Genomic DNA, 16,861 nt, shown 5'->3' with positions numbered 1-16,861 from the left:
CGCCCCGCTCCGCATGGTGCCGCGATGAAGGGCGTCGTGTTCAACATCGTCGAGGAGTTCGTCACCGAGCAGTGGTCGGCCGACGACTGGGACGACCTGCTGGACGCGGCCGGGCTCGACGGGGCCTACACGGCGCTCGGCACGTACACCGACGCCGAGCTTGCCGCGCTGGTGGATGCGGCCGCCGCCCGTTTCGGGCTCACGACCGAGCAGGTGCTGCGGGCGGTCGGTCGCCACGCCTTCGCCGGCCTCGACCGCCGTTACCCCGACTTCGCCAAGGGCCACGTGGGAATCGACACCTTCCTGCCCACGGTGAACGACATCATCCACCCCGAGGTGCTCAAATTGCTGCCGGGGGCCACCCTGCCCACGTTCCGGGTCGACCACCTCGCCGACGGCTCGATGACGATGACCTACTGGTCCCCCCGCGACCTCTGCGTCTTCGCCGAGGGCCTGGTGCTGGGCGCGGGCGACCACTTCGGCCAGGACCTCACCGTCCACCAGTCGTCCTGTCGGCTCCGGGGCGACACCGAATGCGTCCTGGTGGTGTCGCCGCCTCACCCGGACGGCGCATGACCGACGGCGAGCGCATCGCCCGCCTCGAGCGGCGGCTGGACCGCGAGCGCCGGGCCCGACAGGAGGCCGAGGCCATCGCCGAGCGGGTCACCCGCGACCTCTGGGTCCACCAGCAGGAGCTGAACGACAAGGTGGCGAGGCGCGCCCGGGAAGCCGACGACGCCCGCCTCGCCGCGGAGGCCGCGCTGGAGCAGCGGGCCGACCGACTGGCCGACGCCACCCACCGCTTGCGCACGCCCCTGCATGCGGTGCTTGCCACGCTCGACCTGCTGACCCACGAGCCCCTCGACGGGCCTTCCCGCTCGCTCGTCGAGCAGGCCCGATCGGGGGCGCTCGAACTGCGTGACCAGGTGAGCGGGGTGCTCGACGAGTCCGAGACGAGCGGGGCGGGCTTCGCCGTGCGCGACCTGATCGACCGCCACGAGGCCGACTGGCAACGGCAGGCTGCGCTGGCCGGCCGCCTGCTGGTCGTCGACCTGGCCCCCGACCTGCCGCACTGGGCTCGCGGATCGGTCACCGAGCACCACCAGCGGGCCCAGGCCCTCCTCGGCGCGGCGTTGGCCGAGCATGGAACGGGGTCGATCCAGCTGGCACTGCGGGCCGGCTCCGATGCCGACGCCGGCCTGGCCATCGCGGTCGGGCCCGCCTGAGCGACGCCGCCGGACGACCGGGGTCAGCCTCTCCGGTTCACTGGTCGGTCAGCCGGAACCCGACCCCGCGCACCGTCTCGATGCGGCTGGGCTTGCGGCCGCGATCGATCTTCTTGCGCAGGTTGCCGATGTGGACGTCCACCACGTGGTCGTCACCGAACCAGTCGCCGCCCCAGACCCGCTCGCGCAGCATCTCGCGGGTGTGCACGATCTTGGGCCGCTCGGTGATGACGTCGAGGAGGTCGAATTCGATCTTGGTGAGGCCGACCTCGTCGCCCGCGACCGTGACCCGGCGGGCGGCCGGGTCCACCTCGATCTCACCCACCCGCCTGATGGGCACATCTCCCTGGCGAGGGGCCTCGTCCCGCCGGGGGCGGCGGGACATGGCGGTGATGCGGGCCACCAGCTCGCGCGGGTAGAAGGGCTTGGTGACGTAGTCATCGGCCCCCACCGAGAGCCCGACCACCCGGTCGATCTCCTCGGACTTCGACGTCAGCATGATCACATAGGCGTCGGACACCGCCCGGAGGCGCCGACACACCTCGATGCCGTCCACCTTGGGCAGCACCACGTCGAGCACGACGAAGTCGGGGGCGAACGACTCGACCAGGCGCAGGCCCTCCTCACCGTCGGTGGCCGTGCGCACGTCCATCCCCTCCGCGGTGAGGACCGGTTCGAGCATGGCGAGGGTCTCCGGGGAGTCCTCGACGATCAGCACGCGCACCCGTGCAGTCTGCCGCACGACCGTTGCCCGGAGGTGCCATCGCCCCGACATCTGCCGCGGCCGAACCTTGACGAAACCTTGCCGACGGGGTGAAAAGGATCTGAGACCGGCCCGCGATGCTGCACCCATGGAGAGCACCGAGCGACGCGAGCAGGGGTCGACGACCCGACGAGTGCAGGCCCGAGGCGTGCAGGCCCGACGGTTTGGCGACCTCGCCCTCACTGTCCTGCTCGCCGTCCTGCTCGCCGGTGCCGCGCTGTTGCTGTGGCTGCCCCAACGGGCGTGGTCGCAACCGCTTCTCGAGATGCTGGTGGCCCTCAGCCCGCTCGGCATGGTGGCGGCCGCCGGCGCCGTCACCCTTGCCGCGGCGCGGCGCCGCCCCGGCGCCCTCCTCCTCGCCGCGCTGCTGATCGCCGGCCACCTCCATGCACACGAGTTGCTGGACCGACCATGGGCACGGCCTGCCGCCGCGGCTGGTTCCCCCGCGGGTCTCCGGATCGTCTCGGCCAACCTGCTCGTGGGGAACGACCACCTCCCGGCGGCGCTGGACCACCTGGCGTCGCTCGACGCGGACGTCCTCTTGTTGCAGGAGGTGGACGCATCCGCCGTGGCCGCGCTCGGACGATCGGCCCTCGCCGGGCGCTATCCCCACCGTGTGGTCGACCCTCGCCCGGGCTACTTCGGCTCGGCCATCCTCTCGGCCCGTCCGCTCACCCGCGCCGGTGTCATCGATGTCGCGGGCTGGCCCATGAGCGCGGCGACGGTGCGGGTCGGTGGCCGCGCCGTCCGGATCGTGAACGTCCACGTTCCGCCGCCTCTCGACGACCACCACCTCTCGGTCTGGTCGCACGCGCTGGACGAGTTGCGGAACCGGGCGACGGACCGCCGCGTGGTGCTGATGGGCGACTTCAACGCCACCGACGACCACGCCCGATTCCGCCGACTGAAGGCATCCGGCTTCGCCGACGCCCTCGACGGGAGCGGCTGGTCCGCCACGTGGCCCGCCGACCGTCTCGTGCCACCGCTGCTCCGCCTCGACCACGCCCTGCTGAGCGAGGGGCTCACCGCACATCGGGCCGAGACCCTCTCGGTGCCCGGTAGCGACCACCGCGGCGTCCTGGTCGACGTCGCCTCCACCGGACGGTAACCCGCCGTGTCCTCTTCCTGCGTCTCCGCCACCCCTACCGCCCCGCTCGCCCTCGCACGCGACCTCTGCGAAAGGCCGACCATGTCGCCCGACCCCACCCCTGCCTCCCATGACCGCTTGTCCCACCGGTCCCCGGGGCCCCGGCCCGTCCTGGCCCGGGTCCTCGTGGTCGATGACGAACCCACCGCGCGGGCCACCGCCGACGCCATGCTGCGAGGCTCGGGCAACGAGGTCCGCATGGCAACCACCGCCCACGACGGGCTCATCATGGCCCAGGCCTGGCGCCCCGACGTCGTCCTGCTCGACGTGATGATGGCCGACACCGACGGCTTCGAGCTCTGCCGCCAACTCCGCGCGGAGCCCGCCAACGCCGACCTGCGGGTCTTCCTGCTCACCGCCCTCGACGACCCCGCCTCACGGCTCCGCGGCTTCGAGGCCGGCGCCGACGAGTTCATCACCAAGCCCATGAACCGGGCCGAGATGCTCGCCCGCATCAGCGGCGCCGCCCGGGTCAACCGCTACCGGACCATGCGCGACCACCAACTCCGCCTCGCCACCCTGCCCGAACCCGCCACCGAAGACGCGCTGATCGACCTCTCCACCGTCGAGCACGACACCGCCCTCGACCGCTGCCTCGCCACCATGGCCCTCGCCGTGCAACCCATCGTCGAGCTCGACGGCGACGACGCCCCCCACGTCCACGCCCACGAGGTGCTCATGCGCCCGAACGACCCCGCGTTCCCGAACCCCATGGCCGTCCTCCACACCGCCGCGCGCCTCGACCGCCTCGCCGACGTCGGACGCGCCGTCCGCGCCCGCGTCGCCGCCCTGCTCGAGCACGGCCATCTCACCGGCACCGTGTTCGTCAACGTGACCAGCGCCGACCTGGCCGACGACGCCCTCTACCACGACGACCCGTTGGCACCCCACGCGTGCCGTATCGTCTTTGAAATCACCGAGCACGAATCCCTCGAGCGCGTCCCCGACCTCTCCCGCCGCCTCCAGGCGCTACGCGACCGCGGCTACCGCTTCGCCGTCGACGACCTCGGCTCGGGATACTCCAGCCTCAACAACATGGCCCTCATCGAGCCCGACTACGCCAAACTCGACCGCGAACTGGTGGCCGACGTCGAGGCCTCACCCACCCGCGCCACCATCGTCCACACCATCATCGACCTCTGCACCGCCCTCGGCATCGCCCTCATCGGCGAAGGCGTCGAGACCGCCGGCGAACGCGACACCCTCATCGACCTCGGCTGCCGCGTCCACCAGGGCTACTTCTACGCCCGACCCGCGCCACACCCACATGACCGGCGCACCGCTGCCGCGTGACGAGGACGAGCGGCTGGCGGAGCTCGCCTCGTTCGGCATCCTCGACACCGCCGCCGAGGCCGCCTACGACGAGATCGTCGAGCTCGCCGCCGAGCTGTGCGGCACCTCGATGGCGGCGCTGAGCCTGGTCGACGCCGATCGGCAGTGGTGGAAGGCCCGGGTCGGCCTCGACGCAACCGGGACACCGCGGGAGATCGCCTTCTGCAGCCACGCCATCCTCGGCGACGACGTCTTCGTGGTGCCCGACGCCACCAGCGACCCCCGGTTCGCCGACAACCCCCTGGTCGTCGGTGACCCGGGCATCGAGTTCTACGCAGGGGCGCCCCTGATGACGCAGCACGGCCATCGGGTCGGCACGCTGTGCGTCCTCGACACCGAGGCACGCGTCCTCGATCAGCCCAAGCGCCGTGCCCTCGAGGTCCTGGCCAAGGCCGCGGTCGCCCGCATGGAGCAGGACCGTGACCTCAAGGCCATGGCCGCCCTCGCCGTGGACGCCCGCCGGTCGCAGGTCGAGTTGGCCGACTCGACGAAGCTGCTCCGGGCCCTCAGCGAGGTGCAGAGCTCGTTTCTCCTCAGCGGCGACCCCGTCACCGCGTTCGACCAGGTCCTGGTGACCGTGCTGGAGGTCACCGGCAGCGAATACGGCTTCATCGGCGAGATCCGCCACGACGACGACGGGGCGCCGTACCTCAAGACCCACGCCATCACCGACATCTCGTGGGACGAGGCCACGCGCCGGTTCTACGAGGAGAACGTCGAGGCCGGCCTGGAGTTCCACAACCTCGACACCCTGTTCGGGGCGTGCCTGCGCACCCTCGAGCCGGTGATGGCCAACGAGCCGGCGGCGGACCCACGCGCCGGTGGCCTGCCCCCCGGCCATCTGCCGCTGCGGGCCTTCCTCGGGGTGCCGTTCCGGACCGGCGCGGTCGTCACCGGGATGATCGGCGTCGCCAATCGAGACGGCGGCTACGACCCGGCGCTCGTCGAGTGGCTCGAGCCGATCCTCGACACCTGTGGCAGCCTCCTCGGCCACTACAAGGCGGAGGTCCTGCGCCTCGCCGCCGAAGCGGCCCTCCGCGACAGCGAGACCCGGCTGCAGGAGCGCGGCCGGGCCCTCACCGCGGCCAACGCCGAGCTCTCGCGGGCCGCCCGGCTGAAGGACGAGTTCCTCGCCGCGATGAGCCACGAGCTGCGCACGCCGCTGAATGCGGTCATCGGCATGGGCGAGGCCCTCAACGCCGGGGCCTTCGGCGACCTCGCGCCTGATCAGTCCGAGGCCATCGCCATCATCGAGGACAGCGGTCGCCACCTGCTCGAGCTGATCAGCGACATCCTCGACCTCTCGAAGTACGAGGCGGGGCACCTCGAGCTGCAGGTCGACGAGGTGGACCTGGACTCGCTGTTCACCCGCGCGCTCCGCCTGGTGCGCGAGACCGCCCACCGCAAAGGGGTGGCCCTGCGGGCCGACATCGAGGACGGCCTGGGGCCGTTGTGGGCCGATCCGCTCCGCCTCCGCCAGATCCTGGTCAACCTGCTCGACAACGCGGTCAAGTTCACGCCGGCGGGAGGGTCGGTGACGCTCGACGTGGCAGGGGAGCACGGCGGGTCCGCGATCAGGTTCTCCGTCGCCGACACCGGCATCGGCATCGGCATCGGCCCCGACGACCTCGAGCGGGTCTTCGAGCCCTTCATCCAGGTCGACAGCAGCCTGTCGCGTCAGCACGCCGGCACCGGTCTCGGCCTGGCGCTGGTGCAACGACTCACCGATCTGCACGGGGGAAGCGTCGAGTGCAGAAGCACGCCGGGGAGCGGCAGCACCTTCGTGGTGCGCATCCCACAGGGGCTGCCGGGACCGGCGACAACCGCCGCCGAGGACCCGGTCCGCCGGGATCGGCCGGAACACCCGGACCACGCAGATCGTCCACTCGCGCTCGTCGCCGACGATCACGAGGTGAACCTGACCATCCTCACTCGCTACCTCGAGGCCAACGGCTGGCGGGTGGTCACCGCCCGCGACGGGCACGACGCCCTGGAACGACTGCGGGCCGAGCCGCCGGACGTGGTGCTCATGGACATCCAGATGCCGAACATGAACGGGCTCACCGCCATCCGCGCCATCCGTGCCGATCCCGAGATCGCCGAAACCCCGGTCATCGCGGTCACCGCCCTGGCCATGCCAGGGGACCGGGAGCGCTGCATCGACGCGGGCGCCGACGACTACCTGGCCAAGCCCGTCCACCTCGGTGCGCTGCTCGTGGCGGTGGAGCGGATCATCGAGGGCCGCTCCGTTCGTCCACCCGCGCCGCCGACCTGAGGGCCCAGTGGGTGACAGCCGAGGGCAGGGCCTCGCCGATGCCGCTCTGCTCGGCCAGCTCAAGGGCCGTACGTGGCCCCATCCCGAGCGAAGCCTTCCATGGTTCGGACGGCGTGGCGCCGCGACCTGTCACTGGTCGCGGCGCCCGGAGTCGGTCGAGTCCCGTCAGGTCGTCCCGGGGCGCTTGGACGCCCGCCGGAGCCCGGCACCGGTGAGGATCAACAGGCCGGCGGCGGCGAGGAGGCCGGCGATGTCGGCACCGGTGCGGGGCAGTGAGCCCGGCACGTGAGGCACCGGCTGGCCCTGGTCGCCCACATCGACGACTGCGTCGTCGGTGTTGTTGTCCGTGTCGGTGTCATCGATGCCATCGACCCGGGCCGTGTTGGTGACGGTGTCGCCCGGTGCGGCGTCGACGTAGGTCTCGACCGTGAACGAGGTGGCCTCTCCCGTTGCCAGGTCGGTGTCGGTCACACAGGTGACGGTCGGGTCCGTGAAGTCGCAGACCCACCCGTCGCCAGCGGCGTTCCGGTACCTGAGCCCGGCGGGCAGGTCGTCGGTGACGATGATGGGCTCGGTCGCCGGTGAGTCGCCGACGTTGGTGACGGCGATCCGCCAGGTGGCGATCCCCGCTGCCTGATCGACGTCGATCAGGTCCTTGGTGATGGCCAGGTCGGTCACCGGCGGGGCGGCCACGTCGACCACGGCGGCGTCGTCGTCGGTGACATCGACCCCCACCGGGTCGCCCTGGCCATCCACCGGGGTGCCGGCGGCGGTGGCGACGTTCACGAAGCCGTCCTCGACGCCCGCCACCACGCAGGTGTAGGCGGCGAAGGAGTCGCCGGGGTCGAGTGTGTCCGAGAAGGTGCGGGCGCAGTCCGGTCCGAGTTCGTCGCCCACCGCGATCCCCGACAACGGGACCTCTCCGGTGTTGGTGACCACGATCTGGAAGGTCGCGTCCGCGCCGGACTCGATCGTGGTTGCTTCCACGAAGTCACCGGTGTCGGGGTCCTGCACGGTCTTGACCACCTGGATCGACGCCACCTGGATCCGGGCAACCTCGTGGTCGCCGGAGCCCGCCGGGGGCCCGTCAACCGAGTCGCCGGTCACGCCGGCGTCCACGGTGAGCCCGGCGGTGACGTCGGCGACCTCACACGTGTAGACCCACACCTCGCCCACGTCCAGCACGCCGGGGTTGGTGTCGTCACCACTGACCAGCGTCGGCGGCGCGTCACACCCGGGGGCGTCGAGGGCCACGTCGGTGATCGGTGCGTCACCGGTGTTGGTCACCGTGAAGCGGAAGCTGGCGGTGTCGCCCGACGAGTAGGTGGCCGGGGTGGGGTCGTTGCCGCCCAGTGTCCCGGCGTCGCCGTCGGCGTCGAACCAGTCGCCGGTGAAGGGGTCCTGCACCTCGGTGAGGATGGTCATGGCCGGAGCCACCTGGTCCACCGCCGCGGTGTCGTCGTCGGTCACGTCCGGCACGCCGGGCAGCGGCGCACCTCCGCCGTCGACGGGCGTGCCCGTGGCCGACGCCGTGTTGGTGAGGTCACCGTCGAGGGTGGTCTCGAAGAACAGCACGGTCGAGTCACCAGGCGCCAACGTGGTCAGGTCGCCCGACAGGAGGGTCATGTCACGCTGGTCGATGCCCAGGTCGCCGTCGACGAGCGTCACGGGCGCCAGGGTCACCGCACCCGTGTTGGTGACCACGAAGCAGTAGGTCACGGCCCGACCGTTGACCCCGGTCACCGACTCAGAGCCGGCGCAGCCCGCGCCGCCGTCGTGGCCCCGGTACACCGTCTTGGCCAGGGCGATGGCCGCCTGGCCCACGTCGTCGCGGTCCGTGCCCACGTTGTCATCGGGGGTCGGGTCGGGCCCGTTCGTGCCGTCGTCGGCGACCGTGGCGGTGTTGAGCAGGGAGGTGACGTCGGCCGCCAGCGGGGTGTCGACGGTCGCCACCACCGTGCGGGTGGCGGTCGCGCCGCCACCGGGCAGGTCGAACGCCGGCCAGGTGACCACACCGCTGTCTTCGGTTCCGCCATCGGAGGCGCTCACGAAGGTGAGCCCCGCGGGGAGGGTGTCGGCGAGGTCGACATCGACCGCGTCCTGGTTGCCGGCGTTGGTGACGACGAGCGTGTACGTGAGGACCTGGCCCTCGACCACCACGGTCTGGGCGTCGTCCTTGCGCACGGACAGGTCGGGCGCCGCGTCGATCAGGTCGACGTCGTGGTCCGTGTCGTTGTCGGGGTCGACGTCGCCGACCGTGGTGACGTCGGCGCGGTTGTCGAGGTTGTCGATGCTGATGGCCAGGGGGTCGTCGACCCGCACCGTGACGGTGAAGGTCACCGTCCCGCCGTCGCCGGCCAGGTCGAAGGCGGGCCAGGTGAGCACGCCGGCGTCCTCGATGCCACCGCCGCTGGCGCTGACGAAGGCGAGGCCGGCGGCGGGCAGCGTGTCGGTGAGGGTCACGTCGACCGCGTCCTGGTCACCTTGGTTCGTGACCACGAGCGAGTAGCTGAACTGCTCGCCCGGCGTGCGGGTCTGCACGCCGTCGTCCTTCACCACGCCCACGTCGATGACCGACTGCGTCGAGTCCTCGTCGGTGTCGCGGTTGTTGCCCGGGGTCGGGTCGGGCCCGTCCACCTCGTCGTGGGTGACCACCGCGTCGTTCAGGATCTGGGTGGTGCCGTTGGGGAGCGAGCGGCGGACGTGCACGTCGACGGTGACGCTGACGCTGGTGCCACCGGCGATGGTGCCGAGGTCCCAGGTGACGTCGCCACCCACCGACGAGCCGTCGTGGGTGCCGCCGTCGGAGGCGGCGTCGAACACCACCTCGGCCGGGAGGGTGTCGACCAACTGCGCGCCCTGCACGTCGGCCCCGCCGTCGTTGAAGACGGTGAGGGTGTAGGTGTAGGCCTCGCCGGGGGTGCGGGTCTGCACGCCGTCGTCCTTCACCAGGCGCAGGTCGCCGATGGTCCGGTCGACGTCGGTCGCGCTGTTGTCGTCGGGGGTCGGGTCGGGCCCGTTGGTGCCGTCATCGGCCACGTCGGCCCGGTTGGACAGCTCGAGCACGCCCGGTGCGGCCGGGTCGTCCACGATGACGGTGACGGTCCGGGTGAACGTGGCGCCGTCGCCGGCCAGGTCGACCGCCGGCCAGCTCACCAGCCCGGCATTCTCGGTGCCGCCGTCGGAGGCCGAGTCGAAGGTCACTCCTGCGGGCAGCACGTCGGTGAGGGCCACCCCGCTGGCTCCCTGGTCACCGCGGTTGGTCACCGTGAGCGTGTAGGTGAGCTGCTCGCCGGGTGAGGCGACGGTCTCGCCGTCGTCCTTGATCACGGACAGGTCCGGGGCCGCGTCGATCTCGTCGGTGTCGGTATCGGTGTCGTTGTCGGGGTTGGCGTCGGCGGGGGCCGTCACCTCCGTGGTGTTCTCGACGAGGTCGATCCCCGCGGCCAGCGGGTCGTCCACGGTCACGGTCACGGTCCGTGTGGTGGTCCCGCCGTTGCCGTCGAGGTCGAACAGGGGCCACGAGACCACGCCGGCGTCCTCGGTGCCGCCATCGGAGGCACGGACGAACGACAGGCCCGCAGGCAGGGTGTCGGCCAACGCGACGTCGATGGCGTTCTCGTCACCGTCGTTGGTGACGGCCAGGGAGTAGGTGTACTCCTCGCCGGGGGTGCGGGTCTGTGTCCCGTCGTCCTTGACCACGCCGACGTCGACGGTGCCGTCGACGGTGTCGGTGTCGGTGTCGCTGTTGTTGGCGGGGGTCGGGTCGGGACCGTTGGCGCCGTCATCGACGGCAGAGGCCCGATTGACCACCTGAGTGGTGCCGTTGGGCAGCGGTTCCACGACCTGGACGCTGACGCTGACGGTCCGTGCGTCACCCGGAGCAATGGTGCCGAGGTCCCAGACCACCTCGCCACCGACCGGGGCGCCGTCGTGGGCTCCGCCGTCGGTAGCGCCTTCGAAGGTGAGCTCTGCCGGCAGCGTGTCGGTGAGGGTCACGCCGGTAGCGTCGACGCCCCCGTCGTTGTGGACGGTGACGGTGTAGTCGTACGACTCACCAGGGGTGCGGGTCTGGGTGCCGTCGTCCTTCACCACCCGCAGGTCGGGCACGGAGCCGTCGACGTCCAAGGCGGTGTTGTCGTCGGGGGTGGGGTCGAGCCCGTTGGTGCCGTCGTCGGCCACGGTGGCGGTGTTGAGCAGGGAGACCGCGGTGATCGGGTCGTCCACGATGACGGTCACCGTGAAGGTCACGGGATCGGCGCCGACGGCCAGGTCGAACGCCGGCCACGTGACCACGCCGGCGCTCTCCGTGCCGCCGTCGGAGGCCGAGTCGAAGCTGACGCCCGCGGGGAGCGTGTCGGTGACCACCACGCCAGTGGCGTTCTGGCCGCCGACGTTGTCGACCACGACCTCGTAGGTGAGGGCCTCGCCCGGCGAGGCCACGGTCTGGCCGTCGTCCTTGGTGATGGTCAGGTCGGGGGTGGCGGCGGCCGTGTCGGTGTCTGTGTCCTCGTTGTTGGCCGGGTTGGCGTCGTCGGGTGAGCTCACCGTGGCGCGGTTGACCACCTCGTCGATGCCCGCGGCCAGCGGGTCGTCCACCGTGACCGTGACGGTCCGGGAGGTGGAGGCGCCACCCACCAGCGAGAACGCCGGCCAGGTGACCACGCCGGCGGCCTCGGTACCACCATCAGAGGCCGAGTCGAAGCGCAGTCCGGGCGGCAGGGTGTCGGTCAAGGTGATGCCCGACTCGTCCTGGTTGCCCTGGTTGGTGACGTCGAGGGTGTAGGTGTACTGCTCCCCCGGCGTGCGGATCTGGGTGCCGTCGTCCTTGGTGACGGCCACGTCGACCGCGGCGTCGGTGGTGTCGAGGTCGCTGTCGCGGTTGTTGTCGGGCACCGGGTCGGGCCCGTGGGTGCCGTCGTCGGCGGCCTCGGCCGTGTTGAGGAAGTCGGTGATGCTGTCGGCCAGCGGGTTGTCGACCACGACCGAGACCGTGAAGGACCGCTGGGCGCCCGCGGCGAGGTCGAACGCCGGCCACGACACCACGCCGGCGGCCTCGGTGCCGCCGTCGGAGGCCGAGGCGAAGGCGAGCCCGGGCGGGAGGTTGTCGGTCAGGTCGATGCCGGTGGCGTCACGACCGCCGTCGTTGTGGACGGTGATCGTGTAGTCGTAGGCGTCGCCGGGCGAGCGCACCTGGACGCCGTCGTCCTTGACCACCCGGAGGTCGGGTGCGGTGAAGGTCAACTGGTCCTGGCCCGTGACGTCGGGCTCGTCACGCTCGGCCCCGTCGCCGCCGGGGTGACCGGTGGGCAGGGTGGTGGCCTGCGACACCACGGCGGTGTTGACGATGCTGCCGGGGACGGGCACCGGGTCGGCCAGGGTGACCGAGAAGGTGAAGGTCACCGTCTGGCCGACGGCGATGTCGCCGCCGGTGTAGGTGACCCGCGTGTCGTTGTCGCCCTCGGCCGTGGCCGTGTAGGCGAAGCCGGCGGGGGTGGTGCCCTCGGCGATCCCGGCGGCGGGGAAGGCGTCGCCCTCGAGCAGGTCGGTCACGACCGTGTCGAACGAGGTCGAGGTGCCCTGGTTGGTGACCTCGAGGGTCACGTCGACGGTGTCGTCGGCCGCGGCCTGGCCGGGCGTGAACACCTTGGTGATGACCATCCGGGGCTCGACCACCGTGACGGTGGCCGGGGCGCTGACGATCGAGCGGCCGGCCACGTTCACTGTGGCGCGGTTCACGAGGGAGGTGGCCTCGTTCGCTCCGGTGGCGGGGTCGTCGCCCCGGTTGCCGGCGACGTCGAGCACGACCAGGTCGAGGCTGACGACGATGGCATTGTCGTCGGGGTTGCCCGCGGTGACGCTGGTGGCGCCGACGTCGATGGTGACGTCCTGGCCGTCGGCCCCGTCGGCAACGGGCGTGACGGTGACGGCGCCCAACGTGCCGCCGAAGTCCGCACCCAGCAGGGGGTGGCTGGTGGACACCTGGGCGGAGCCGCCCACGTAGCCCATGCCCGCAGGCACGGCGTCGACCACCGAGAACGAGCTGAGGTCGCCTTCGGGCAGGTTGACCAAGACGTCGTAGGAGACCACTTCGCCGACGGTCACGGACGTTGCGGTGGTCGACGCCTCGCTGGTGGCGGCGATCGACTTGGCGATGGTGGCGTCGGGTGCCATGACGGTGGCGCCGTCGCTGTCGCGGTAGTCGTTGGCCGCACCGCCGATGTCGGCGGTGTCACCGGTGCGCTCGACGCCGAAGGTGCTCTCGAGCGCGCTGGTGGGGCCCTGGGCGCCGGGCAGGCTGGAGTAGTCGACCGTTGCGGTGTTGGTGAGGCCCGCGGCCAGCACGGCGAGGTTGATGCCCGGATCGACCGTGGCGTCGAACTCCAGGGTGGAGGTCTGGCCCACGTTCAGGCGGCTCCACGCGGTGGTGAGGTCGGGGGCGGCGCTGTCGTCGGGCCCGCTGGTGGGAGCGATGCCCGCGGTGTGGGTGAATGTGCCCGGCACATAGGTGAAGCCGGCCGGGATGGTGTCGGCCAGGTTCACCTCGAAGGCGTCCGAGGTGCCGGTGGTGTTGTCGACCACCATCGTGAACGTCACGGTGTCACCGGCGTCGGCCACCGAGGGGGCGACGGTCTTGTCGACCTGGACGTTGGGCTCGCGGATGCGCGCTGCGGGCGCGGCGGCCGAGCCGCCGAACGACGTGACGACGGAGTTGGCTCGGGTTCCGTTGTTCTGGTTGCGCGCGGTGTTGGCCACCACTGCGGTGTAGGTGAGGGTGATCTCCTCGGTGGTGGCGTTGTCGGTGTCGGTGTTGGTCACCGTCCCGAAGTCCCAGGTCGCCACCCGGCCGTCGCTGGCACCGCCGGCGTTGACCGGCGTGACCGCGGGCGTGGTCCCGGCTGCGGACCAGTCGCCCCCGTTGGCCGTGGTGGTCAGCGCGCCCGAGGCCGAGGCCGAGTCGAAACTGACGAAGGCCAGGTCACGGGCCAGCGTGTCGGTGACGGTGAAGCCGGGGTGGGTGCCCTCGGGCACCGCGATGCGCACCTGGTAGCTCACCTGCTCGCCGATGGCCACGTCGTTGCCGGTGGTGTGGGCCTGGTCGGTGCCGGTGATGGTCTTGGTGATGGCCGGTCGTGCCGTGCGCACGGTGGCGGCGTCGGTCAGCGAGGTGGGGCCGGTGTGGTCCTCGGCGCCCTCCGCTCCGGCGTACTGGTCGACTGCCGCGGTGTTGGTGAGGGTCTGGTTGGCCGACACCGGGTCGGGGTCGGTGGTGTGGTCCAGCTTCAGGTTGTACGTGACGACGGCGATGTTGGCGCCGCCCGACGCCTGGTAGGCGGCCAGGGACCCCTGGTCGGGGTCGGACGCGGTGTCGTCGACCAACTCGATGCCGGTGCCGAAGAGCCCGCCGCCGAGGTCGGTCCACGCCAGGGGGTTGCCGGCGCCGTCGGTGACCTGCAGGTTCAAGGCGGCGACGGTGCCCGGCACCTCGTACCCGGCAGGGAGCACGTCGGAGATGCGCACGTCGAAGGCACCGTGCAGGCCGCTCCCCGTGTTCTCCACCACGATGGCGTGGGTGACGAGGTCACCCGCGTCCACCCCGCCGGTGATGTTGCTGTTCACCGGGTGGGCGGCCAGACCGGCCGAGTCGATCGTTCCGGCCCAGCGCGGTGGGGTGACGCTCCCCGTCGGGGCGGTGAAGGCCACGGGGCCCACCGTCGTCGGTGAGAACGTGGCCGCGGGGTTGTTCGACGCCACCACGCCCTTGGTCACGGAAAGGGCCGGCTGGGTGAGTTCGATCTGGATGATGTCGTCCGCGTTCGCAACGTCGGCGAACGAGTTCGCGTACCAGAGGCGGGCCTGGTTGGTCAGGTACAGGCCGTCGACGAAGGGGTCGTCGGACAGCTTCAGGCGCAGCAGGATGTCGATGACCGCCGAGCTGCGCCCGTCCTGGTTCTGCACGTCCGCATACGCGAAGGTCAGCGAGTTCGACGTGGTGTCCACCGACGCGGTGGGGGTGCGCCCCGTGGTGGCGGTGAAGGTGTCGAGCGACCCCAGGCGGGCCGAGCCCACGGGGGGCAGCGCCCCGGTCGGGTTGGGCGTGGTGTCGACGGTGCCCGAGAAGCCGGCGGCCGCGAGGACGGGCAGGGGCAGATAGTCCTCCAGGCGCAACTGCTCGACATTGGTGAGCGGCACCGTGGCGGTCAGGCGGTAGGTGATCTCGTCGCCCGGGGCGAACTGGGTGCGGTTGGGCAGGCCCGTCGGGTCGTCGGGGTCGGCCGGCACGTCGCCGTTGACCGCGTAGATCGACTTGTTCAGGGCGGGCGCCACGATGGTGACCCCGGCGCCGCTGCCGTCGTCCTCGAAGGCGGGGACGGCCTGGGGCAGCTGGGTGGCGTTGTCGTAGACCTCGCCGGCGACAGTGACGTCGTTGGACAGCCGGTCGCCCGAGTCGAGGGTGTTGGCGCTGTCGAGGCAGTGGTAGTTCGAGTCGACGACCGTGCGGAACACGATGGTGGCGGTGGTCGCCCCGGTGTCGCCGCCGGTGGCGAGGCCGCCGGTGAGCACCCCGTCGCCGCCGCCCATGGTCGCGACCGCATCCGACAGGTCGACGCCGAGCGCGGTCGAGCCGTCGCCACACGGCGCGTCGGCACGGCTCACGGTCAGGTCCCCGGCGGGAATGGTGCCGTCCACCGACTCGTTGCCGTCGGCGAACTGCAAGGTCGGGTCGAAGCCCGGGTCGAGCGTCTGGCCGTCGGTGAAGACATCGTCCAGGGTGACGCCCGCGAAGGTGAAGTAGTCCGAGACCTGCACGGCGATCGACCACTCGAGGGTGTCGCCCGGCGAGGCGCCGGGCGTGCCGACATCATCGACGACGGCGACCGATTTCTGGGCAGCGATCGACTTCGGGGTCAGTCGGTGCTGGGCGGAGGCGCTCACGTTGTCGACGCCGCCGGCATCACGGGTGTCGATGGGGGCCCAGTCGCCGAGGGCCGAGGACTGGTTCACGCTGGTGGCGTCATCACCGCTGCCCGGGTCGATCACCGGGTCGCCGTTGGCGTCCAGGTCGGGAACGTAGAAGTCGACGGTCACCGAGGCGTCGCCCGCGCCACCGGTGCCGGTGACGGTCGGGAAGTTGACGGTGAGCTCGTTGTCGGGCGCGTTCTGAGGCGTCGTGGTGCTGGGCGGCTCGACGGTGATCGAGCCGGCGGGCGTGATGGCGCCGGCGCCGAGGTAGACGAGGTTGTCGGGGAGCAGGTCGGTGAGGTCCAGGTCGGTGAGGACCTGGCCGGGGGCGACGCCCAGGTCGAGCCGGTACTGGCGCGGGAAGTTCGGGCCGGTGGCGGTCTCGTCCTCGGGGCCCAGGTAGGTCTTGGTCATCGAGACCAGGGTGGGCTCGACGGTGGCGGTGTCCGGGGCGCCCTGCACGATGGGCGTGCTGCCGGTCGGCGTGTCGCCGTAGCGGAACCCCGCCCTCGCTGCGATCGGGAGGGGGGTGCCGAGGTCGGCCAGGTTGGACATCGAAGCGGTGACGGAGATGGTTGCCGCGGGCTGGCCGGGGCTGAAGCTGCCGAAGGGCAGCTCGAGGACCACGAGCTGGTCGCCCACCCGGAACCCGGCGGGGCAGACGATGGGCAGTCCCGTGAAGGGGTGGGTCTGGCTCCCCCCGCAATTGGTGATGGTGAGGGGGATCGAGGTGACGTCCGAGCCCAGGTAGGAGGCCGTGGCGAAGGTCAGGCCGTCGTCCACCGCGTTCCCCGCACCATCGACGCCGGTGACGGGCAGCCACAGGTCCACGTAGGGGCCATAGCCGGCGGCGTCGACGTCGGCGTTGTCGAACGACACCGAGAAGCTGACGTCGGTCCCGATGAACGAGCTGGCGGGCACGCTCAGCGTGGCCTCGGGCGCCGGGGGGGCGGCCGAGGCCTGCGGGGCACCGACCATCGCCAGCCCGATGGCCACCAGGACCACCACCAGCACCGCGCCTGCCGCACGCCTGAGGCGCGGTGCATCGTTCGACTTCATCGTGTTTCGCCTCGTCCCAGTGGATGTCGCCTGATCCATCGGTCGGGGGGGCCAGGAACCAAGGGGTTGCACCCGCGAACCCAGTGCGCGGGCGT

Annotated in this window: 7 protein-coding genes; 5 read left to right on the top strand and 2 right to left on the bottom strand. The window is 71.6% G+C overall.

What is annotated here, in order from left to right:
* Positions 1-24: 24 nt before the first annotated feature.
* Positions 25-576, top strand: coding sequence for a heme NO-binding domain-containing protein (locus JNK12_12330; protein MBL8776720.1), 552 nt, complete (start codon positions 25-27; stop codon positions 574-576).
* The gene (locus tag JNK12_12325) at positions 573-1,226 is read left to right on the top strand and encodes a hypothetical protein (protein MBL8776719.1); all 654 of its coding nucleotides are present in this window, start codon (positions 573-575) and stop codon (positions 1,224-1,226) included. The genes JNK12_12330 and JNK12_12325 overlap by 4 nt, the downstream gene beginning before the upstream one ends.
* Positions 1,227-1,263: 37 nt before the next feature.
* On the opposite strand, the gene JNK12_12320 is transcribed toward JNK12_12325, so the two are convergent.
* A complete protein-coding gene (locus tag JNK12_12320) occupies positions 1,264-1,950 on the bottom strand; it encodes a response regulator transcription factor (GenBank protein ID MBL8776718.1) in 687 nt (228 codons plus the stop codon).
* A gap of 127 nt (positions 1,951-2,077) precedes the next feature.
* On the opposite strand from JNK12_12320, the gene JNK12_12315 reads away from it, so the two are divergent.
* The 3 genes from JNK12_12315 (at position 2,078) to JNK12_12305 (ending at position 6,743) form a co-directional block, all read left to right on the top strand.
* Positions 2,078-3,097 carry an endonuclease/exonuclease/phosphatase family protein gene (locus JNK12_12315; GenBank protein MBL8776717.1) on the top strand — a complete coding sequence of 340 codons (1,020 nt, stop codon included), beginning with the start codon at positions 2,078-2,080 and terminating at the stop codon, positions 3,095-3,097.
* Positions 3,098-3,214: 117 nt separating this feature from the next.
* Positions 3,215-4,429: an EAL domain-containing response regulator gene (locus tag JNK12_12310; GenBank protein ID MBL8776716.1), complete on the top strand. Its 1,215-nt coding sequence runs from the start codon at positions 3,215-3,217 to the stop codon at positions 4,427-4,429.
* Entirely contained in the window at positions 4,404-6,743 is a 2,340-nt protein-coding gene (locus tag JNK12_12305) for a response regulator (GenBank protein ID MBL8776715.1), read from the top strand. Before JNK12_12310 ends, JNK12_12305 begins: the two co-directional genes overlap by 26 nt.
* A 165-nt stretch (positions 6,744-6,908) precedes the next feature.
* On the opposite strand, the gene JNK12_12300 is transcribed toward JNK12_12305, so the two are convergent.
* Positions 6,909-16,766 carry a DUF11 domain-containing protein gene (locus tag JNK12_12300; GenBank protein MBL8776714.1) on the bottom strand — a complete coding sequence of 3,286 codons (9,858 nt, stop codon included), beginning with the start codon at positions 16,764-16,766 and terminating at the stop codon, positions 6,909-6,911.
* Positions 16,767-16,861: the final 95 nt, after the last annotated feature.

Source organism: Acidimicrobiales bacterium (assembly GCA_016794585.1).
GTDB lineage: Bacteria > Actinomycetota > Acidimicrobiia > Acidimicrobiales > DATDAH01 > JAEUJM01.
The sequence above is the reverse complement of the archived record's forward strand: the minus strand, read 5'-3'. Positions and strand labels throughout refer to the sequence as shown.